The sequence below is a fragment of the Bradyrhizobium huanghuaihaiense genome (assembly GCF_025200885.1).
GTDB classification, from domain to species: Bacteria; Pseudomonadota; Alphaproteobacteria; order Rhizobiales; family Xanthobacteraceae; genus Bradyrhizobium; species Bradyrhizobium huanghuaihaiense.
The window spans coordinates 5,238,362-5,257,589 of sequence record NZ_CP104172.1 but is presented as its reverse complement, the minus strand read 5'-3'; the positions used below and the strand labels follow the sequence as shown (position 1 = coordinate 5,257,589).

The 19,228-nt window shown below is 65.4% G+C and carries 20 protein-coding genes; 10 read left to right on the top strand and 10 right to left on the bottom strand.

Annotated features, from left to right (window positions below; translation table 11 throughout):
- Positions 1-10: 10 nt before the first annotated feature.
- The 3 genes from N2603_RS25245 to N2603_RS25235 all read left to right on the top strand — a co-directional run bounded on the left by N2603_RS25245 (position 11) and on the right by N2603_RS25235 (position 2,622).
- Positions 11-1,510, top strand: coding sequence for a leucyl aminopeptidase (locus N2603_RS25245; RefSeq protein ID WP_260384269.1), 1,500 nt, complete (start codon positions 11-13; stop codon positions 1,508-1,510).
- A gap of 4 nt (positions 1,511-1,514) precedes the next feature.
- Entirely contained in the window at positions 1,515-1,967 is a 453-nt protein-coding gene (locus N2603_RS25240; RefSeq protein WP_260384268.1) for a DNA polymerase III subunit chi, read from the top strand.
- Positions 1,968-2,133: 166 nt separating this feature from the next.
- Complete coding sequence (locus N2603_RS25235; protein ID WP_018645398.1) at positions 2,134-2,622, top strand: hypothetical protein; 489 nt, start codon at positions 2,134-2,136, stop codon at positions 2,620-2,622.
- Between the two features lie 109 nt (positions 2,623-2,731).
- Here the strand turns inward: N2603_RS25235 and N2603_RS25230 are convergent, their stop codons facing one another.
- From N2603_RS25230 to N2603_RS25215, 4 genes are all read right to left on the bottom strand, one after another.
- Entirely contained in the window at positions 2,732-3,520 is a 789-nt protein-coding gene (locus N2603_RS25230) for a class I SAM-dependent methyltransferase (RefSeq protein ID WP_260384267.1), read from the bottom strand.
- Between the two features lie 226 nt (positions 3,521-3,746).
- Entirely contained in the window at positions 3,747-5,609 is a 1,863-nt protein-coding gene (locus tag N2603_RS25225) for an ABC-F family ATP-binding cassette domain-containing protein (protein ID WP_260384266.1), read from the bottom strand.
- Positions 5,610-5,655: 46 nt separating this feature from the next.
- On the bottom strand, positions 5,656-5,829 hold the full coding sequence (locus N2603_RS25220) for a hypothetical protein (RefSeq protein WP_260384265.1): 174 nt from the start codon (positions 5,827-5,829) through the stop codon (positions 5,656-5,658).
- A 224-nt stretch (positions 5,830-6,053) separates the two neighbouring features.
- The gene (locus N2603_RS25215; protein WP_260384264.1) at positions 6,054-6,311 is read right to left on the bottom strand and encodes a sulfur globule protein precursor; all 258 of its coding nucleotides are present in this window, start codon (positions 6,309-6,311) and stop codon (positions 6,054-6,056) included.
- A gap of 312 nt (positions 6,312-6,623) precedes the next feature.
- Between N2603_RS25215 and ndk the strand changes: the two genes are divergently transcribed.
- Together ndk and N2603_RS25205 are read left to right on the top strand one after the other, a co-directional pair.
- On the top strand, positions 6,624-7,046 hold the full coding sequence (gene ndk, locus N2603_RS25210) for a nucleoside-diphosphate kinase (RefSeq protein ID WP_018645406.1): 423 nt from the start codon (positions 6,624-6,626) through the stop codon (positions 7,044-7,046).
- Positions 7,047-7,090: 44 nt separating this feature from the next.
- Positions 7,091-7,951: a TerC family protein gene (locus N2603_RS25205; protein WP_260384263.1), complete on the top strand. Its 861-nt coding sequence runs from the start codon at positions 7,091-7,093 to the stop codon at positions 7,949-7,951.
- A gap of 4 nt (positions 7,952-7,955) precedes the next feature.
- On the opposite strand, the gene ppx is transcribed toward N2603_RS25205, so the two are convergent.
- The 4 genes from ppx to N2603_RS25185 all read right to left on the bottom strand — a co-directional run bounded on the left by ppx (position 7,956) and on the right by N2603_RS25185 (position 13,120).
- Positions 7,956-9,458 carry an exopolyphosphatase gene (ppx, locus tag N2603_RS25200; protein ID WP_260384262.1) on the bottom strand — a complete coding sequence of 501 codons (1,503 nt, stop codon included), beginning with the start codon at positions 9,456-9,458 and terminating at the stop codon, positions 7,956-7,958.
- A 15-nt stretch (positions 9,459-9,473) separates the two neighbouring features.
- Positions 9,474-11,666, bottom strand: a complete 2,193-nt coding sequence (locus tag N2603_RS25195; protein ID WP_260384261.1) for an RNA degradosome polyphosphate kinase — start codon at positions 11,664-11,666, stop codon at positions 9,474-9,476.
- Positions 11,667-11,807: 141 nt separating this feature from the next.
- Positions 11,808-12,485 (bottom strand): P-loop NTPase family protein, encoded by a 678-nt coding sequence (locus tag N2603_RS25190; RefSeq protein WP_145831756.1) that lies wholly within the window; start codon positions 12,483-12,485, stop codon positions 11,808-11,810.
- Between the two features lie 92 nt (positions 12,486-12,577).
- Entirely contained in the window at positions 12,578-13,120 is a 543-nt protein-coding gene (locus tag N2603_RS25185; protein ID WP_018645412.1) for a CDP-alcohol phosphatidyltransferase family protein, read from the bottom strand.
- A 156-nt stretch (positions 13,121-13,276) separates the two neighbouring features.
- Between N2603_RS25185 and purM the strand changes: the two genes are divergently transcribed.
- Both purM and purN read left to right on the top strand, forming a co-directional pair.
- Complete coding sequence (purM, locus tag N2603_RS25180) at positions 13,277-14,350, top strand: phosphoribosylformylglycinamidine cyclo-ligase (RefSeq protein ID WP_260384260.1); 1,074 nt, start codon at positions 13,277-13,279, stop codon at positions 14,348-14,350.
- Positions 14,350-15,003 carry a phosphoribosylglycinamide formyltransferase gene (gene purN / locus N2603_RS25175; protein ID WP_260384259.1) on the top strand — a complete coding sequence of 218 codons (654 nt, stop codon included), beginning with the start codon at positions 14,350-14,352 and terminating at the stop codon, positions 15,001-15,003. The genes purM and purN overlap by 1 nt, the downstream gene beginning before the upstream one ends.
- Before the next feature lie 90 nt (positions 15,004-15,093).
- Here the strand turns inward: purN and N2603_RS25170 are convergent, their stop codons facing one another.
- Complete coding sequence (locus tag N2603_RS25170; protein ID WP_008551638.1) at positions 15,094-15,300, bottom strand: cold-shock protein; 207 nt, start codon at positions 15,298-15,300, stop codon at positions 15,094-15,096.
- A 372-nt stretch (positions 15,301-15,672) separates the two neighbouring features.
- On the opposite strand from N2603_RS25170, the gene N2603_RS25165 reads away from it, so the two are divergent.
- Positions 15,673-16,875, top strand: coding sequence for an autotransporter outer membrane beta-barrel domain-containing protein (locus N2603_RS25165; RefSeq protein WP_311740477.1), 1,203 nt, complete (start codon positions 15,673-15,675; stop codon positions 16,873-16,875).
- A gap of 1 nt (position 16,876) precedes the next feature.
- On the opposite strand, the gene N2603_RS25160 is transcribed toward N2603_RS25165, so the two are convergent.
- Complete coding sequence (locus tag N2603_RS25160) at positions 16,877-17,917, bottom strand: LysR family transcriptional regulator (protein ID WP_018645419.1); 1,041 nt, start codon at positions 17,915-17,917, stop codon at positions 16,877-16,879.
- A 74-nt stretch (positions 17,918-17,991) separates the two neighbouring features.
- Here N2603_RS25160 and N2603_RS25155 point away from each other — a divergent pair, with 74 nt between their 5' ends.
- Together N2603_RS25155 and N2603_RS25150 are read left to right on the top strand one after the other, a co-directional pair.
- Positions 17,992-18,603, top strand: coding sequence for a hypothetical protein (locus N2603_RS25155; protein ID WP_260384258.1), 612 nt, complete (start codon positions 17,992-17,994; stop codon positions 18,601-18,603).
- Entirely contained in the window at positions 18,590-19,210 is a 621-nt protein-coding gene (locus tag N2603_RS25150) for a GNAT family N-acetyltransferase (RefSeq protein ID WP_018645421.1), read from the top strand. The genes N2603_RS25155 and N2603_RS25150 overlap by 14 nt, the downstream gene beginning before the upstream one ends.
- Positions 19,211-19,228 lie beyond the last annotated feature (18 nt).

Here is a 19,228-nt window from a genome sequence, read left to right as displayed (position 1 = left end):
GAGTTACCCAATGTCCGATGCCATCAAGGTCGGCTTCGTCCCGTTGTCTGCCGCCGCCCGTGGCATCCTGGTCGTGTTCTGTGACGACGGCCTGAAGCTCGGCCCGGCGACGGCCAAGGCGCTCGGGAGCGCTGCCGATCTCGTGAAGCGGGCGGCCTCCGCCGCCGGCTTCAAAGGTAAAAGCGGGGCTGCCCTGGATATCCTGGCGCCGGAGGGCGTGAAGGCGACCCGCCTGGTGGTGATCGGGGCCGGCAAGCCGGCGAGCCTGAAGACGAGCGATTTCCTCAAGTTCGGCGGCGTGGCGGCGAGCAAGCTTACGGCCGGTACCGCCGCCATGACCATCATGGCGGAATTGCCCGGCGGCGCCATGACCGGCGAGCAGGCGGTCGCGATCGCCTCGGGCCTTCGTTTACGCGCCTACAAGTTCGACCGCTACAAGACCAAGAAGAAGGACGGCGAGGAGGGCGGCTCGCGCGCCGACATCTCGCTTGCGGTCGGCGACGCCATCGCCGCGAAGAAGGCGTTTGCCCCGGCCGGCCACGTTGTCGACGGCGTCGTCATGGCGCGCGACCTCGTCAACGAGCCGCCGAACGTGCTTTTCCCCGAGGAGTTCGCGCGCCGCGCCGGTCAGCTCCGCAAGCTCGGCGTCAAGATCGAGGTGCTCGACGTCAAGGCGATGCAGAAGCTCGGCATGGGCGCGCTGCTCGGCGTCGGCCAGGGCTCGGCGCGGCCGAGCCGCACCGTGATCATGCGCTGGGACGGCGGCAAAAAGGGCGAGGCACCGGTCGCCTTCGTCGGCAAGGGCGTCTGCTTCGACACCGGCGGCATCTCGATCAAGCCGGCCGGCAGCATGGAGGACATGAAGGGCGACATGGGCGGGGCGGCCTGCGTCGTCGGCCTGATGCACGCGCTGGCGGCGCGCAAGGCCAAGGCCAACGTGGTCGGCGCCATCGGCCTTGTCGAGAACATGCCCGACGGCAATGCACAGCGGCCGGGCGACATCGTCACCTCGATGTCGGGCCAGACCATCGAGATCATCAACACCGATGCCGAAGGCCGCCTCGTGCTCGCCGACGTGCTCTGGTACGTCGCCAAGAAGACCAAGCCGAAATTCATGGTGGATCTGGCGACGCTGACCGGTGCGATCGTGGTGGCGCTCGGCACCGAGCACGCCGGCATGTTCTCCAACAATGACGAGCTCGCCGACCGCCTGCTCGCGGCTGGCATCGAGAGCGGCGAGAAGGTCTGGCGCCTGCCGCTCGGCCCCGAATACGACAAGCTGATCGATTCCCAGTTCGCCGACATGAAGAACACCGGCGGCCGGCACGGCGGCTCGATCACAGCCGCGCAGTTCCTGCAGCGCTTCGTCGACGGCACGCCCTGGGCGCATCTCGACATTGCCGGCACCGCGATGGGCGCGCCGAAGACCGACATCAACCAGAGCTGGGGAAGCGGCTATGGCGTCCGCCTGCTCGACCGGCTGGTCGCCGATCATTACGAGCGCAAGTGACCAAATGACCGAAGTGCTGTTCTACCATCTGCAAAACATGACGGTGGAGAACGTGTTGCCGCCGCTTCTCGAGAAATCGCTCGAGCGCGGCTGGCGCGTCGTGGTGCAATCGACCTCGGAGGAACACGCCGATGCGCTCGACGCGCATTTGTGGACCTATCGCGACGATTCCTTCCTGCCGCATGCGACGTGGCGGGTGAACGACGCCGCCGACCAGCCGATCGTGCTGGCGATCGAGGAGGGCAATCCCAACGGCGCCAACGTCCGCTTCCTGGTCGACAACGCCGCATTGCCGAAGGATGCGCAGGGCTATGAGCGCATGGTGCTGCTGTTCAACGGCGACGATCCGGATGCCCTCGCGTCGGCCCGCAGTGCCTGGACGGATTGCAAGGCGCGGGGATTTGATGTCACCTATTGGCAGGCCGACGAACGGGGCCGGTGGCAGCGTCGGAATTAGCGGCCGTTCGCAATTAATGATAATTTGCACTTTTGGGGTCAGGCTGGTCTCGGCCACCTTCGTGCCGCAAAGTGATGTTGGGACAATCGTTTAGGGCCGGTCCTTCACGCGGGGAATTTAGTTTATCGTGCGACATCAAAAGCTTCCCAGCTCCCTCATAGTTGTGTTGGCTGCCGTAGCACCGCTGGTTGCGGGCTGCTCGGGGACCGATCTGCTGTCGAAGGACGCCGAATGGTTCCAGAAGCCGGGTCGTCTCTTCATCAAGAACATCTCGATCGAGTCGCCGCCGCTGACCCCGGACAAGCCGGTGGGCGCCGAGGATCTCGTCAGCGCCGACGGCGCCTGTCCCGGCATGGCGCCAGCGCCCGGGCCGGCTGACGCCAATGCGTCGACGACGGCAGCGGCGCCGACGGGCGGCACGGTCGCGCTCGGCCACACCGAATGCGACGTGGTGCGCGGCATCGGCGCGCCCTCGACCGTCAATCTCTCCAATGACGCCGCCGGCCGCCGCGTCGCCGTCGTCACCTGGACCACCGGGCCGCGCGCCGGCATCTACACCTTCACGTCCGGCCGCCTGTCCTCGATCGAAGGCACGCCGGAAGCGCCGGTCATGCCGAAGGGGACCAAGCCGAAGCCGAAGAAGAAGTCGGCGTAAGGTGAGCTTGCGGGACGGCTATGGCCGTCCCTTCATTGCATCCTCGAACGACAGGACCTGACCGCTCGGTCCCCGGATTGCGGCGATCGCCGTTCGCGCCTGCGCATCATCAAGCGGCTTTGCGTCCCTTGATCGCGGTGGCCGAGGCATGAACCGTGATCTGTCCGCGCGCGCTCGCCGGCAGCCTTGCCTGCAGCCGGCGCTTGAGCTCCGCGCTCTCCGTCTCCGACAGCCTTGCCAACACGCCGGCCGGGCTGCTGACGACCATCGACAGCCAGTAGTCGTCGAAATTCGCAAACGTTCGTTCGACAACGAGTTCGCGCGTCTCGACCTCGCGGAGGCCGAGCTCCGCCCAAAGCGGCTTCAGCGCCTCGAACCGCGATACATCCACACTCGGCGGACGCTGTGCAGGTTTGCCGAGCGCATCCATCTCCTCCCACAGCGGCTGCGTGGGCGAGCCGCCCCGGACGATGTCCCAGGTGTAGGACGCGACCATGCCGCCGGGCCTGGTGACGCGGACCATCTCCGCGGCGCCTTTATGCGCGTCGGGGACGAAGAACAGCGCCAGCGCCATCACCGCGACGTCGAAGCGGTCGGCGTCGTAGGGAAGTGCCATGGCATCGCCAGTCGAAAGCTCGACCTGCTTTGCCGATAGTTTCGCGCGCGCCGTCGCGATCTGTGCGTCGGAGGGATCGATCGCGCAAACGGACGACGGGGCGGCCGCCGCAAGGATGAGCTCGGTAAACGCGCCATTGCCGCATCCGACGTCGATCCAGGCCAATCCGGGGCGAGGCGCCAGCCAGTCCAGGAAAAGGGTCCCGGCCGATCGGCTCCAGGGCGCCATGAAGCGCTCGTAAGCCACGCCGTCGGTGAACTTGATCGGTTCGAGCGCGGACATTCGAGATATCCCCTGATCATTGCTTGTTTGGAAATCGCTTGGCTAGAATCGCTTGGACTGAAAATGCCGATCGTTCTCGATCTGGAGTCCGATCATCCCCGGTGCGCTGACGCAAATTGCGTCCAACGTAACCCCAAATGCGCGCAACAGACACGGGCTATTTCGTCGGCAGGCGCGGATATTTCCGATTGACGCGCCGCCTGCAGACCCGGCGCCACCCAGGAAGCTAACCCGTCGCCTCGTCGAACTGCGTGCTCGCCTCGAGCCATTGCTCTTCCGCGCGCGCCAGCGCGTCGGCGGCATTGGCGCGCGCTTTCGAAAGCTGCGCGGCCTGCTTGGGATCGCGCGTAAAAATGTCGGGCAGGGCGAGCGCCGTGTCGATCTTGGCGATGATGTCGCTGACGCGGGCGATCTCGGCTTCGGCCTCCGCGATGCGCTTCTTCAGCGAGCCGCGATTGTCCGACTTCGGGCGCTGCGGCTTTTCGCTTGGCGCATTTCGCTCGCGCGGGGCGGGTTCGGCATTGCGCGTCGACAGAACGAGACGGCGGTATTCGTCGAGGTCGCCGTCGTAATTGGTGACGGTGCGGTCGGCGACGATCCAGAGCCGCTCGGCGCAGGCTTCGATCAAATAGCGGTCGTGCGAGACCATGATCACCGCGCCGGGGAATTCGTTGATCGCCTCCGCGAGGGCGGCGCGGCTATCGATGTCGAGATGGTTGGTCGGCTCGTCCAGGATGATCATGTTGGGGCCGAAGAAGGTCGCAAGCCCCAGCAGGAGTCGCGCCTTCTCGCCGCCCGACAATTTGCCCACCTTGGTGTCGGCGGCCTTGCCCGAAAAACCGATCGCGCCGGCGCGCGCCCGCACTTTGGCTTCGGGCGCATCGCCCATCAGCTTGCGGACGTGGTCGTAGGCGGAGGCGTCCTCGTTGAGCTCATCGAGCTGGTGCTGCGCGAAATAGGCGATCGACAGCTTGTCCGCGCGCGTAACTCTCCCTGAGAACGGCGCAAGCCGCCCGGCGAGCAGCTTTACGAGCGTCGACTTGCCGTTGCCATTGGCGCCTAACAGCGCAATGCGGTCGTCATTGTCGATGCGCAAGGTGACGCGGCCCAGCACCGGCGTCGACGGATCGTAGCCGACGGAAGCGTTGTCCACCGCGATGATCGGCGGCGACAGGATCTTCTCCGGCGCGGGAAAGGAGATCTCGCGCACGTCCTCGGTGACCAGCGCCGTGATCGGCTTCAGGCGCTCCAGCATTTTCACGCGAGACTGTGCCTGCCGCGCCTTGGACGCCTTGGCCTTGAAGCGGTCGACGAAGGACTGCAGGCGCGCGCGCTCGGCCTCCTGGCGCTTGACCGCCTTGGCATCGAGCAGCTCGCGCGCGGCGCGCTGCTCCTCGAAGGAGGAGTAGGTGCCCTTGTAGAGCGTGAGCTTGCCGCGCTCCAGATGCAGGATCTGGTCGACCGAGCTTTCGAGGAGATCGCGGTCATGGCTGATCACGATCACCGTGCGCGGATAATGCGCCAGGTGATCCTCCAGCCACAGCGTGCCTTCGAGGTCGAGATAGTTGGTGGGCTCGTCGAGCAGCAACAGATCAGGGGCGGCGAACAACGTCGCGGCGAGCGCGACGCGCATGCGCCAGCCGCCGGAGAATTCGGCACAGGGACGGAGCTGATCGGCGGCGGAAAAGCCGAGGCCGGAGAGGATCGCAGCCGCGCGTGCGGGCGCTGAATGCGCGTCGATGTCGACGAGGCGGGTCTGGATCTCCGCGATCCGGTGCGGATCGGTGGCGCTCTCCGCTTCGTGCAGCAGCGCGTCGCGCTCGAGGTCGGCCTTCAGCACGACCGTAATCAGGCTTTCGGGGCCGTTCGGAGCCTCTTGCGCCAGGCTGCCGACGCGCCAGCGCGGCGGCAGGGTCACCGTGCCATGTTCGGCCGCCAGCTCGCCGCGGATCACCTTGAACAGGGTCGACTTGCCGGTGCCATTGCGCCCAACCATGCCGACGCGCGATCCGGGCGTGATCTGCACGGAACTCTGGTCAATCAAAAGGCGTCCGGCGAGGCGGATGGAGAGGTCGGTGATGGAGAGCATGCGGTCTTGTCACCGCAAGGCGCGCCGAACGCAACTCGTTTTTCCGTCAGTGCGACTCGCGCTCGCGCCGCTTCAGCTCGTTGAGGAGCTGCTCGAGATGCGTCGGCAATCGGGGTTCGGGCCGCAGGCTCTGCTGGAGCCGTTCTCCCACGGCATCGCAGATGGAGCGGCTGGTACGCCGATCGATCTGTTCGCTGTCATTGGCGAGAAGGCCGGTCATAACGAGGTTCCATGTTGCGGAGTAACGACACGGTACCAAGTCATTGACCCCCCGGATGGTTTCGCCATTCTTGGGGGATGTCCGGCGCTCTAGCAAAAATTGTATGAATTCGTCTTAGCTGCCCAAAAATGAGGCCCCGGCGGGGGGATCGCCGGGGCCTCTCCAGGGGGTACCTGGGGGGCTTAGGTACCGTTGGAAGGTGCTTTGGGAAGGTGCTGTCGGGTTCAGTAGCAGCGGTTGATCAGCCGCCAGCGGGGTCCCCAGGGGGTCGGGACCAGCCGGCGCACATAGCAGCCGCCATAACCGTAGGAGACGGGGGCATAGAAGCGCGGGCCACCCCAGCCGTAGCCGTGGTGCCAGCCACCGCCACCGCCGTGCCAGCCCCAGCCGCCGCCATGCCAGTGCGCGGAGGCCGAGGTCGGTGCCAGCGCGGCACCCAGCGCAACCGCGGCGACGGCGGCAAGCGAAAGTTTCCTCAACATGGTGATCTCCTCAAGACTGCCGGCGCGGGGCTATCGCGTCGATGGAAAGGCCGCCGAAACGTTCCGCCTGTCGATCAGGCCTCGGTTTCGATAGGCCCGACCTTACGCCGGCGAGGCTGAACCAAACCCTGAATGGCGGCTTCAGATTCGGTTCATCTGGGTGAAATCTCGGTAATCCACCCCTAAATCCGATGGGGCAGCCCTGCGGCGAAGCGCCCGTGAGGCGACTCTGGCGGTCGCTTGCCGTCCGGCAAAGGCGCCGATATAAGCCCCGCAACTCCGAACCACCGCTTTCTTCCCAAGGACAAGATTATGGCCATCGAACGCACTTTCTCGATCATCAAGCCCGACGCGACCGCGCGTAACCTGACCGGTGCGGTCAACGCCGTGATCGAGAAGGCGGGCCTGCGCATCGTCGCGCAGAAGCGCATCCGCATGACCAAGGAACAGGCCGAGACCTTCTATGCGGTCCACAAGGCCCGCCCGTTCTTCGGCGAGCTCGTCGAGTTCATGACCTCGGGCCCGGTCGTCGTGCAGGTGCTCGAAGCCGAGAACGCCATCGCCAAGTATCGCGACGCCATGGGCGCGACCGATCCGTCCAAGGCGGCCGAGGGTACCATCCGCAAGCTCTACGCAAAGTCGATCGGCGAGAACTCCGCACACGGTTCGGATGCACCGGAAACCGCCGCGATCGAGATCGCGCAGTTCTTCTCGGGCAACGAGATCGTCGGCTGATCCATCAGCCGAAAAGTTGAGACGACGGGGGATAAGGACTCATTGTGAATTGGCTCTGGCAGATCTTCGATCCCGCTACGATCGGGGCATTCTTCACCCAGTTCCGCAATGAGATGGCCGAACCGACCTTCTGGATTGCGGTCGGCAAGATCATCTGGATCAACATCCTGCTCTCCGGCGACAACGCGCTGGTGATCGCACTTGCCTGCCGCGGCCTGAAGCCGCGGCACCGGCTGTGGGGCATGATCTTCGGTGCCGGCGCGGCGGTGCTGCTGCGCATCATCTTCACCGGCATCGTCGCGAGCCTGATGGAGCTGCCGTATCTCAAGCTCGTCGGCGGTCTCGCGCTGATCGTGATCGCGGCCAAGCTGCTGGTGCCGGAAAACGAGAACGAGGACGACGTCGAGTCCGCCTCGCATCTGTGGCAGGCGGTGCAGATCGTCGTGGTCGCCGACATCGTCATGAGTCTCGACAACGTCATTGCGGTCGCCGCCGCGGCCAATGGCAGCGTACCGCTCCTGATCCTCGGCCTTGCCATCAGCGTTCCGCTGATCGTCGCCGGTGCGGCGCTGATCATGGCGCTGCTCGCAAAGCTGCCGGTGCTGGTGTGGGCCGGTGCCGCGCTGCTCGGCTGGATCGCGGGCGAGGTGATCGCGACCGATCCCGGCGTCGCGCCGAGGCTGCACACGCTGTTCGACGGCCCGCTCGGTGCCTCGCTGGACAAGATCCTCGCCGGCTTGCGCATCCCGCTGCAATTCGGCCATGGCGGGTCGGGCGGCGAATATCTCTGTGCGGCGCTCGGTGTCGTCGTGGTGCTGGTCGTCGGCACGATCTGGCGCCGGCGTAGCCTCAGTGCGGCCGCGCTGGAATCCTCCGAGCGGCACGCCAAGGCGTCGGCGGAATAGTTATTTAGCGCCGGACGATCGAGCCGGCGCGGCTGACCAAACGGGCGAGCTGCTTGAAGCGGCTGCCGACGCGGTCGGCGACGAGATCGACGAGCCGGTGCTCGAACACCAGCATCAATTTGCGGCCCTGGGTGCGGAAATGCGTGGCGGGCAAGACGCCCGGCCGCGCCGCCGAGATCAGATGCGCGACACGGAATGCCGCGCCCAGCAGGCGGGCGCGTTCGAGCTGCGCCGGCGTCAGCAGCTCCTGCATGGTGACCGGCGGCTGGTTTTCCTCGCTGAGACCCGCATAGCGATAGAACACGGACAGGCCGACGAAGGCGCGCTCGGTGTGGGTGATCGCACCGAAATTGCCGTTGACGACGAGGCTGAGCGTCTGCTCGCCGCGGTGATCGGGATGTACGCGCCAGCCGATGTCGGAGAGCAGGCAGGCGGCGTGACGCAGACGGCGGTCCTCCTCGGTCTCGCGCAGCTTCACGACGCGCACCAGGCGATCGGTCCAGGCGATCAGCTCGCGGGCGTGCTTGGCCGAGCGTGACAGCAGCTGGTTGAGCTCCTCGGCTGCGCAGATCAGCCCGTCCTTGTTGCGCTCGGCCTCCGGCAGCTTCTCATGCAAGAGGCCCTCGCGCACGCCGAAGGTCGAGAACACGATGTTCTTGGGTTTTGCGACACGGATGATGTGCTCGAGCACCAGCGCCGCATAGGTGAGGAGAGGGCGGCGCGCGTCGGCGACGATCTCGATGTCGGCGAGCATGTCGGCGGCCGCAAGCCGGCGCAGGCGGCGCGAGAAGTCGAGCGCCTCGGTCGCGGAAATAGAATAGCCGTGCATCACCTGGAGCGGATAGCCGCTCTGGATGATGTGGATGCGCGCGAGCGCGCGCCAGGTGCCGCCGACGGCATAGAAGGTGCGGCCGCGGCCAGCAGTGAGCAACTGCACCTCGTCGATCTCCTCGCGCACGATGCGGTCGGCGCGCTTGAGCGATTTGTGCGCGAGGTCCTGCAGCGCAAGGCCGCCGAGCGGCAGCGTGACGCCGCTGCGCACACTGTTCCGGCGCACGTCGATCAGCTCGAGCGAGCCGCCGCCGAGATCGCCGACGATGCCGTCGGGATGGTGGATGCCGGAGATGACGCCGAGCGCCGACAGCCGCGCCTCGCGCGGGCCCGACAGGATCTCGATCTTGACGGCGCAGATGCGCTCGGCCTTCGCGATGAAGTCGGGACCGTTGGAGGCATCGCGGCAGGCGGCGGTCGCGATCGCGAACACGCGCCCGACCTGCATCACGCGGCACAGCGCGCGGAAGCGCTTGAGCGAGGTCAGCGCCTTGTCGACGGCATCAGGGGCGAGCAGGCCCGTGCTCTGCACCTCGCGCCCGAGGCCGCACAGGGTCTTCTCGTTGAAGATCGGAATGAGGCTCCGCGTCAGTCCTTCGTAGACGACGAGACGGACCGAGTTGGAACCGATGTCGATGACCGCGACAGTGGCGCCGCGCTTGCGCGGCCGCGTCACGTCAGGAATCCCGGATCAGGATGGATGACGTTCGTTCCGGCGCGTGAGACGACGCGGCGAGGATTCCTTGAGCGACTTTCCACGGCCAGACAGACTCGGATTTGTCATGAAGTAGTTGTGGACGTTGAAAGGCTCCTCGCCCTTCGCGGTCTTCATACGCGTTGAGGACCCGTCCGGCAACAACTGCCAGCTCTGCTCATTGTCCTTCAGATTCGCGACCATGATCTGTTCGAGAACCTGCTGATGCACCGTGGGATTTTGCAGCGGACACAGCACCTCGACGCGGCGGTCGAGGTTGCGCGGCATCATGTCGGCGGAGGAGATATACACAGCCGCTTTGGCGCTCGGCAGGCCCTGGCCCATGCCGAAGCAGTAGATTCGGCCGTGTTCCAGGAAGCGTCCGATGATCGACTTGACGCGGATGTTCTCCGACAAGCCGGGGATGCCGGGCCTGAGGCAACAGATACCGCGCACCACGAGCTCGACCTGCACGCCGGCCTGCGAGGCCTCATAGAGCGCGTCGATGATGTCGGGGTCGACCAGCGCATTCATCTTCATCCAGACCGCGCCGGGACGGCCGTGCCGCGCATGCGCGGTCTCGCCCTGGATGTGCTCGATGATGCGCTTGCGCAGCGTCAGCGGTGACACCGCCATCTTTTCCAGATCGCTCGGCGCGGCATAGCCGGTGATGAAGTTGAACACACGCGCCGCATCGCGCCCGATGGTCGGATCCGAGGTGAAGTAGGAGAGGTCGGTATAAATGCGTGCGGTGACCGGGTGGTAGTTGCCGGTGCCGGTGTGGACGTAAGTCGTGAGGCTGCCGCCCTCGCGGCGCACCACCATCGAGAGCTTTGCGTGCGTCTTCAATTCGAGGAAGCCGTAGACGACCTGCACGCCGGCGCGTTCGAGGTCGCGCGCCCAGCGGATATTGGCCTCTTCGTCGAAGCGCGCCTTCAGCTCGATCAGCGCGGTGACGGACTTGCCGGCTTCGGCGGCCTCCGCAAGCGTCCGCACGATCGGCGAGTTGTTGGAGGTACGGTAGAGCGTCTGCTTGATCGCGACGACATCAGGATCGCGCGCGGCCTGCTGGAGGAACTGCACCACCACGTCGAAGGATTCGTAAGGATGATGGACGACGAGGTCCTTCTGCCGGATCGCGGCAAAGATGTCGCCGCCATGCTCGCGCACGCGCTCGGGGTGGCGCGGCACGTAAGGGGTGAATTCGAGGTCGGGCCGGTCGAGGCGGGTGAGCTGCGAGAGCTCGTTCATCGCCTGCACACCATCGACCAGGAACACCTCGTCGTCGGCGGCCGAGAGCGCATGCTGCACGAAGCTGCGCAGCTCTTCCGGCATCTTGGCGTCGATCTCGAGCCGGATCACCGATCCGCGGCGGCGGCGCTTGAGCGCGGTCTCAAACAGGCGGACGAGGTCTTCGGCCTCTTCCTCGATCTCGAGCTCGGAGTCGCGGATGATTCGGAAGGCGCCCTGGCCGTGCAAATTGTAGCCGGGGAACAGGCGGTTGATGAACAGGGCGGTCGCCTGTTCCAGCGAAATCAGTCTGACGGCCTTGCCTTCGGACGGCAGGCGGATGAAGCGGTCGATCTTGCCGGGCATGCGGATCAGCGCGTTCATCTGCTTGCCATCGGCAGCGCGCGTGAGCTGGAGCGCGATGGTGAAGCCGAGGCTCGGAATGAACGGGAAGGGGTGGGCCGGGTCGATCGCCAGCGGCGTCAGCAGCGGAAATACGTTGTTGAGGAAGTAGTCCTCGACCCAGGTCCGTTCCGCCTTGGTGACGTCCTTGCCGTCGACCAGGACGATGCCGACATCGGCCAGCGTACTGCGCAGGTCGCGCCAGATCGCCTGCTGGTCGGAGGCGAGCTGCGAGACGGTGCGGTTGATCAGCGCGAGCTGCTCGGAGGGCGTCAGGCCATCGGGGGCGCGCTCGGCAATGCCCTCGCGCACCTGGGCCTTGATGCCGGCGACGCGAACCATGAAGAACTCGTCAAGGTTATTCGCTGAAATCGACAGGAATCGCACCCGCTCGAGCATGGGGTGGCTGGGATTGACCGCTTCCTCCAGGACCCGGCGGTTGAAATGCAGCCAGGAGAGCTCGCGGTTGATGAACCGTTCGGGGCTCGATGCGATCGCCGGAAGGCCCTCGGTCTCCGGGGCTTTTTCTTTGATTTCAACGGCTTGCACAGAGTCCATGAGAAGTCGATCCATCCAGTTCACCCCAATTTGCGACTCGTGCGCAAAACCGGCGGGAGCATGTGTTAGAGCGATGACGTTTCGATGACATTGATGTTCCGCCGCTCGGCGCCGTCAAGCGGTGTTGGAACCCGGGCGGGGTCAGGCGTCCCGCAGCAGCTCGACGGCCAGCGCCCGGGTGACGGGACGGCCGAGGCGCAGGGCCTCGCTGTCGAGCAATTCCACGGCCTGCCGGGCGGCCGCCGAGGACCGCTCCAGCCGGGTGGCGAGGTAGCCGACCACGCTCTCGTCCACGGTGAGCTGGCGGTCGGCGCAGAATTTGACGATCAGGCCGCGGAACAGCTGGTCGTCGGGCGGCAGCAGCGTGACGACAGGCACGGCGCGCAGCCGTGAGCGCAGGTCGCGGAGGTCGATCTCGAGCGAGGCCGGTGCATCACGTCCGGTGAAGAGGACGTAGGCGCCGTCCTCGCGGGCGAGATTCATCAGGTGGAAGAGGGCGCGTTCATCAAAATCCCCGGCCTTGAGATCCTCGACCACCAGCGCGCCGGTGGCGAGCGCGGCCGGAACGCCCGCGGCGCTCAGCGCATTGGCGGTGGTCGAGCGGGCGCCGGCCTCCTCGGCCCAGATCGCGGCGAGATGGCTCTTGCCGCTGCCTTCGGGGCCGGCCAGCCACATGATGCGGTTCGGCCATTCCGGCCAGCCGTCGATCAAGGCGAGGCCGGCGGCGTTGGCTGGGCCTTCGAGGAAATTGTCCCGGCTGAGGCTCTCCGCATGCGGAAGCGAAAACGCCAATTGTCTGGGGTGAACGCGGCCTGCCACGCTTGCTTTGCTCCATGCCGGCGTGCCGGCTTCGTTTCAGAGATTCAATTTCATCGAGCGGGAGTTGGCCTTTTGCGGGGCCGTGTCCCACCTCATTTGGCCTCGATCGTGCTCATGTGCCGCAGCCACTCGACGAGGTAGAGCGACACGGAGGAGAGCGTGAAGACCGTGACGAGGCCCATCATGATCATATCATAGGGCGCAGGCTTGAAGCCGAAGGCAAGAGACGCCAGCACCAGGGCGGCGTAGGCGACCTGTGCGGCTGTGTTTAGCTTGGATACTTTCGACGGCTTCATCTCGACCGGCTTGTCGAACAGCCAGGACACGATCACCGCGGTGACGATCATGATGTCGCGCGACACCACGAGGATCACGACCCAGCGCGGGATGTCGCCCCAGATGCCGAGGGCGAGATAGATCGAGACCAGGAGCGCCTTGTCGGCGAGCGGATCCAGCAGGGCGCCGAGCTCGCTGCGCATGTTGAAGCGCTTGGCGAGGAAGCCGTCGACGGCATCGCTGATGCCGGCGATCAGGAAGACGGCGAACGCCACCTCCATTTGGCTCGACACGATGGCCCAGACGATGATCGGGACCAGCATGATGCGGCCCAGGGTAATGATATTCGGAATACTCACGCGGCGCTTCCCGGCACCCGGCCTGACCTCGAATCCGGCCCCCTGGGAGGCTGAACCGGTTGATATCTCTACATAGTATAGGGCGGGGCGCCACGCTTGCCATTGCGCGTCCCCGGAATTCGACGTAACCAGCCGCAAACCCACTGGAAATCGGGCATGACCGACCGCAAAAACGGCCTCACTTACGCCGATTCAGGCGTCGATATCGATGCGGGCAACCGCCTGGTCGACCTGATCAAGCCGATGGTGCGCGCCACCGCGCGCCCCGGCGCCGACGCCGAGATCGGCGGCTTCGGCGGCCTGTTCGACCTCAAGGCGGCCGGTTTCAAGGACCCTGTCCTGGTTGCCGCCACCGATGGCGTCGGAACCAAGGTGAAGATCGCGATCGAGACCGGCCTGCATGGCGGGATCGGCATCGACCTCGTCGCCATGAGCGTCAACGACCTCGTGGTTCAGGGCGCCGAGCCGCTGTTCTTCCTCGACTATTTCGCCTGCGGCAAGCTCGACCCGGAGGCCACCGCCGCGATCGTCGCGGGCGTCGCCGAAGGCTGCCGCGAATCCGGCTGCGCCCTGATCGGCGGCGAGACTGCCGAAATGCCCGGCCTCTACAAGGACGGCGATTACGACCTCGGCGGCTTTGCCGTGGGCGCCGCCGAGCGCGGTACCTTGTTGCCGCGCAAGGACATCGCCGCGGGCGACGCCGTGATCGGTCTCGCCTCGTCGGGCGTGCATTCCAACGGCTTCTCGCTGGTGCGCAAGATCGTGGAACAATCCGGCCTCGGCTTCGAGGCTCCGGCGCCGTTCGCGCCCGTCATGACGCTGGGCGGCGCGCTGCTGACGCCGACGAAGCTCTACGTCAAATCCTGCCTGCGGGCGATCCGTGAGACCGGCGCGGTGAAGGGGCTCGCCCACATCACCGGCGGCGGCTTCACCGACAACATTCCGCGCGTCCTGCCGAAGGACCTCGGCGTCGGCATCGACCTCGCGCGCCTGCCGGTGCTGCCGGTGTTCAAATGGCTGGCGGCGCAGGCCGGCATCGCCGAGCTCGAGATGCTGCGGACCTTCAACTGCGGCATCGGCATGATCGCGATCGTCGAGCCCGACAAGGTCGACAAGGTGATCCAGGTGCTCACCGACGCCGGCGAGACCGTGGCGCAGCTCGGCACCGTGATCCCGGCCGAGGGCGAGCACCGCGTCGTCTATAACGGTCACCTCGATCTGGCGCTGTGATGAAGCGCCGCGTCGCCATCCTTATCTCCGGTCGCGGCTCCAACATGGCCGCGCTGATCAAGGCCGCAAGCTCGGCTGATTTCCCGGCGGAGATCTCGCTCGTCATCTCGAACAAGGCCGATGCGCTCGGGCTCGAACGGGCCAAGGCGAGCGGCGTCAAAACGCTGGTGATCGAGAGCAAGCCGTTCGGCAAGGACCGCGCCGGCTTCGAGAAAGTGCTGCAGGCCGCGCTCGACCAGCATGGCATCGAGCTGATCTGCCTCGGCGGCTTCATGCGCCTGTTCACGGCCGAGTTCACCAGAGCCTGGTACGGGCGGATGCTCAACATCCATCCCTCGCTGCTGCCGTCGTTCCCCGGCCTCGACCCGCACGGCCAGGCCTTGCGCGCGGGCGTGAAGCTGTCCGGCGCGACGGTGCACTTCGTCATCCCCGAGACCGATGCCGGCCCGATCGTGATGCAGGGCGCGGTGCCCGTCGGCGACCACGACACCGCGGACACGCTGTCGGAGCGCATCCTCGAAGTCGAGCACCGCATCTATCCCGAGGCGCTGCGGCTGCTTGCGACCGGCAAGGTCCGGATCGAGGGCGACGTCTGCAGGACGGCGGGCAGTGCGGCGTCGGAGAATTTTCTGGTTGCGCCGGTGGTGAGCTGAAGCGCCATCGCGCTTTGCCCGCCCCAAACGAAATCCCCCGGCAGAGCCGGGGGCAACGTCATGATCTCTCGCGTGTTGCTGCAAGAGAAATCAGGAGACCTTGAGGTTCTCCGCGGACGACTTGCCGCGGTTCTCCACGAGGTCGTATTCAACCACCTGGTTCTCGTTGAGGGTCGAGAGTCCGGCACGCTCGACGGCCGAGATATGGACGAACACGTCCTTGTCGCCGCCGTTCGGCTTGATGAACCCATAGCCCTTGGTCGGGTTGAACCATTTGACGGTGCCCTTTTGCGGCATCGCTAGTCTCCTCCACTAGATAAAAAAAAGACGCGGCCGCTTTTTCGCGTGCCACGCCACAAACGGGCTTCCGGAAGTCTGTTCGAGTCTCATCGTCGCGAAACGCACAGTCGAGCGGCCAATTCCGATTGTGTCGGATATTGCAACATGAAAATCGCGCGTTAGCAAGCCGCGCGCGATTTTCAAGAGCCGGACGGGTGCCATTGTCTGCTATTTGCGACCTGTGGCCGCGGAACCACAATCGAGGCAATAGGCTCGGTAACGGCGTGCCAACAGGTTGACCCTCCGTGGCAGTTCGGCACAAATCGCCGCACACGCGAGCCGCTCGTGTTGCATTTTTGCGGACCGCCCTTTGCTTCGGGATTAGTCGTCATGCGCTGCACCTCGCAGCCCACCGGAACACGGCAGACGATCGGGCTGGACCGCGTCCGCCGGATCGCGGCAGCGGTCGCCAAGATCCTTGCAGCCAAGACCTTTGCAGCCAAGACCTTTGCAGCCGTGGCGGTGGCGCTGGTCGTGACGATGTCGGCGGTGACGCCCGTCCTCGCGCAAAGTCCGACACCCACTCCGACCCCGACGCCCACGCCGTCGCCGACCCCGGTCCCGATGCCCACCTCGACGAACTACGATCAGTCGGCCGGCAACAGCATGCTCAATTTCGGCTCGGGATTTCTGGAGCGGCTGGGCAACCAGGCTTCCGATGGTTTCAACCGGTCGTTCCGGACCAATCCCGGAGGCGGCGGCGCGTCCGCGACCACGGAAGATCCGCGCTACCGCACCTGGTTCGAGGGCTACGGCATCTCGGTCCGCACCGACGCCCAGGGCGACTTCGTCGGCGACAAGCGCAAGACCTTTGGCGGCGTCGCCGGCTTCGGCGCGCGCCTCGCACCCGGTGTCAACATCGGCTTCTCGATCGACCAGAGCCACACCGACATCGACGTGCCGCTCGCGCTGCAGTCGGCAACGCTCGATCTGACCCAGCTCGGCTTCAACGGCTCGGTCGACAAGGGCCCGTGGACCTGGGCCTTCGCGGTGGTTCATGGGTTCGGCAAGGTCCGTTCCAGCCGGGATACTGGATTTGGTTTCGCGACCGCCGGCTATCGCGCCGCCGTCGACGGCGCGCTGACAGAGGTCAGTTACTATTGGACCAAGGATCAGATGCGCATCGTGCCCAAGGGTGCGCTCGAATATGTCCGCGCCACCAGCGCAGCGTTCCAGGAGGCCGGCGGGCTCGATCCGCTCAATGTGGGCTCGACGGCGCTCTCGCGCGCACGCGTGATGATCGGGGCGGAGGTCGGGCGCTATTTCATCTTCGACCAGAAGATCCTCGACCTGTCGGCGTACGGCAAGTTCGTCGACAATTTCTACCAGAGCCTGGGATCGGTGCAGGTCAGCCTCGGGACCCAGAGCATCATTGTCCCCGGCATCGGCGAGAGCCGTTACGGCATGGATGCGGGCGGCTCGGCCTCGCTCAGCCTGACCAACACCGCGCGGCTCTACATCAACTACGATGGCAAGTTCCGCAACGAGCTCACCTCGCACCAGGGCACGGTCGGATTCGAATATCGGTGGTGATTTACGTCGGCGTTGCCGCGACGTAGCCGGTCAATCCAAATCCCTCGCGCGCGGCCGTCATCATCGGCACCAGCGCGTCCGGATGGATGAACTCGTCGCGGAAGCAGGGATAGGTCCTGGGATCGAAGATCTTCTTCAGCCAGTCGACCACGATCTTGTGGCGCTCGGAGGCGCGAAACTCCCTGTGATAGGTGAGCCAGAGATCGGCGTGGTGGCTGACGCCGAGATCGACCGCAACGAGCGGCGCGCCGAGCGCGATCGACACGGTCGGCAGGAAGCCGATGCCGGCGCCGCGCTCCACCGCATAGAGTACGCCGACCGAGGAATTGGTCTTGATGCCGACGATGCCCTCGAGCGATTTCAGCCCGAGCACGCGGGCGTAGGCGCCATCGTCGACCTGCGGCGCACTCTGCTTGATGATGCGATGGTCCTGCAGATCGGCTAGCGTTGCCGGCAGGCCGTACAGCTTCTCGTACTCCCTGGAGACGAAGGGATAGATGTGCAGGCGGCCGAGCTTGGCGACGATCAGATCGGGATTGGTCGGCGGCTCGAGCTGGATCGCGATATCGGACTCGAGCCGCGCGACGTCGGCCTGCTCCATCGCGCAGCGCAGGTCGACGGTGATCTTGCGATAGGTCTTCTGAAAGTCGATCAGTCGCGGCAGGATCCAGAAATTGCCGGGACCTTCGGTCACCGCGACGCGCACGGTGCCTGTCGTATCGTTCGACGAGCGCGATGCGCGGCGGAAGACGTTGAAGGCATGACGCTCCATGTGTGCGACGTCGGCAATCATCGCGGTGCCTTCGTCGCTGAGCGTGAGCCCGCTCTGGTCGCGCAGGAACAGCTTGCAGCCGATGCTCTCTTCGAGCCGATCGATCCGGCGCATCAGCGTCGTGGAGGTGAGGCCGAGCTCCTCGGCGGCGTTGCGGAAACTTTTATATTTTGCGCACGCTAAAAACAGCTTCAAATCATCCCAGGACGCGCCCAGGGCTTCTTCACGGTGCTGCATCATCGCAGCACCCCGGTGCAATAACTGCTGCATACTCCTGATCCCCAACCGCTAAGCTCGTCGTAGCGGGGCATGAAAGCCGCAAACGATAGAGGGACGATCCGGGTATGGAAAGGGGCTCGTTTGCCGCAAGGCATGATTTCGACGCGCTGCCGCTCAGTCCGGAGGTCGACGTCCGCTGCGCGCAATTTTCCGAAATTGCGACGCTTTCGGAGATGGCGCACCGGCTGGTGCCGGGCGTGCAGATCGGGACGGCGGAGCTTGCGAAATATTACACGTTCGATCCCCAGAGCATCCTGACATTCAGCCGGAAGGGCCGTCTGCTCGGCGGCATGGCCTTCCTGTTTCTCAACGACCGCGGACACGATGCGTTGCTGCTCGACGAGATCTGCCTCACCGCGCCCGAGACGCACTATCTCGCTTCCGCGCGGGAAGACGTTGCTGCGATCTATATCTGGGCGATCGCCGCGACGGGGCGCGGCATCGCGGGTCTCGGCAAGGCCGCGGCTCATCTGCGACAGGTAAGATTTCGCCGCGCGGATTGCTATGCGCAGCCGTCAACCGTGGCCGGACGCGACATCATGAAAGCGACCGGATTCGAGCCGGTCCCGAGCTTCCAACCCGACCTGTGGTGCTACGAACGCCCCTGGCATCGGCAGCCGATGCACATGCCGGGCGCGATCGTCCAAGCAAGGAGTTTTGCAGATGCACGGCACTAGGATTCCTCTCGCCAAGCCCGACTCTCGCGCCATCACCATCCGCCTCGCGCGCGATCCCAGCGATCTCATGCTGGTCACCGCCATCCGCTCGGCGGTCTATCTTGCCGAGCAGGATTGTCCGTTCGAGGAGGAGTTCGACGGCAACGACATGGTCGCGGCGCATTTCATCGGCTATGTCGGCAACGAGCCCGCGGGTTGCCTGCGGGTGCGCTTCTTCGGCGATTTTGCCAAGGTCGAGCGGCTCGCGGTGCGGCACCAATACCGACGCTCGCGCGTCTCGTTCAAGCTGGTGCAGGCGAGCGTCGACTATGTGAAGCGCAAGGGCTTTCGCAAGATCTACGGCCAGGCGCAGGACCGGCTGGTCGATTTCTGGGCCCATTTCGGCGCCAAGCCGCTCGGCCACAACCGCAAGATCACCTTCTCGGATTTCTCCTACACGGAGATGCTGCTCGAGATCGAGCCAGGGCCGGACGCCATCACGCTGGACAGCGATCCTTACGTGATTATCCGTCCCGAGGGCGATTGGGACCGTCCGGGCGTGCTCGACGCCTCGGCGGGGCGGGCAGTGACCTCGCCGCTGCGAGACCTCGCACTCGCCGATCGCTGAAACTGGTGCAGCCAAACG

Excerpts from the sequence above, each read along its gene's own strand:
- N2603_RS25245 (WP_260384269.1), top strand. The coding sequence starts at position 11 with ATGTCCGATGCCATCAAGGTCGGCTTCGTCCCGTTGTCTGCCGCCGCC.
- N2603_RS25240 (WP_260384268.1), top strand. The coding sequence starts at position 1,515 with ATGACCGAAGTGCTGTTCTACCATCTGCAAAACATGACGGTGGAGAAC.
- N2603_RS25230 (WP_260384267.1), bottom strand. The coding sequence starts at position 3,520 with ATGTCCGCGCTCGAACCGATCAAGTTCACCGACGGCGTGGCTTACGAG.
- N2603_RS25225 (WP_260384266.1), bottom strand. The coding sequence starts at position 5,609 with ATGCTCTCCATCACCGACCTCTCCATCCGCCTCGCCGGACGCCTTTTG.
- N2603_RS25220 (WP_260384265.1), bottom strand. The coding sequence starts at position 5,829 with ATGACCGGCCTTCTCGCCAATGACAGCGAACAGATCGATCGGCGTACC.
- N2603_RS25215 (WP_260384264.1), bottom strand. The coding sequence starts at position 6,311 with ATGTTGAGGAAACTTTCGCTTGCCGCCGTCGCCGCGGTTGCGCTGGGT.
- ndk (WP_018645406.1), top strand. The coding sequence starts at position 6,624 with ATGGCCATCGAACGCACTTTCTCGATCATCAAGCCCGACGCGACCGCG.
- N2603_RS25195 (WP_260384261.1), bottom strand. The coding sequence starts at position 11,666 with ATGGACTCTGTGCAAGCCGTTGAAATCAAAGAAAAAGCCCCGGAGACC.
- purM (WP_260384260.1), top strand. The coding sequence starts at position 13,277 with ATGACCGACCGCAAAAACGGCCTCACTTACGCCGATTCAGGCGTCGAT.
- purN (WP_260384259.1), top strand. The coding sequence starts at position 14,350 with ATGAAGCGCCGCGTCGCCATCCTTATCTCCGGTCGCGGCTCCAACATG.
- N2603_RS25170 (WP_008551638.1), bottom strand. The coding sequence starts at position 15,300 with ATGCCGCAAAAGGGCACCGTCAAATGGTTCAACCCGACCAAGGGCTAT.
- N2603_RS25165 (WP_311740477.1), top strand. The coding sequence starts at position 15,673 with ATGCGCTGCACCTCGCAGCCCACCGGAACACGGCAGACGATCGGGCTG.
- N2603_RS25160 (WP_018645419.1), bottom strand. The coding sequence starts at position 17,917 with ATGCAGCAGTTATTGCACCGGGGTGCTGCGATGATGCAGCACCGTGAA.
- N2603_RS25155 (WP_260384258.1), top strand. The coding sequence starts at position 17,992 with ATGGAAAGGGGCTCGTTTGCCGCAAGGCATGATTTCGACGCGCTGCCG.
- N2603_RS25150 (WP_018645421.1), top strand. The coding sequence starts at position 18,590 with ATGCACGGCACTAGGATTCCTCTCGCCAAGCCCGACTCTCGCGCCATC.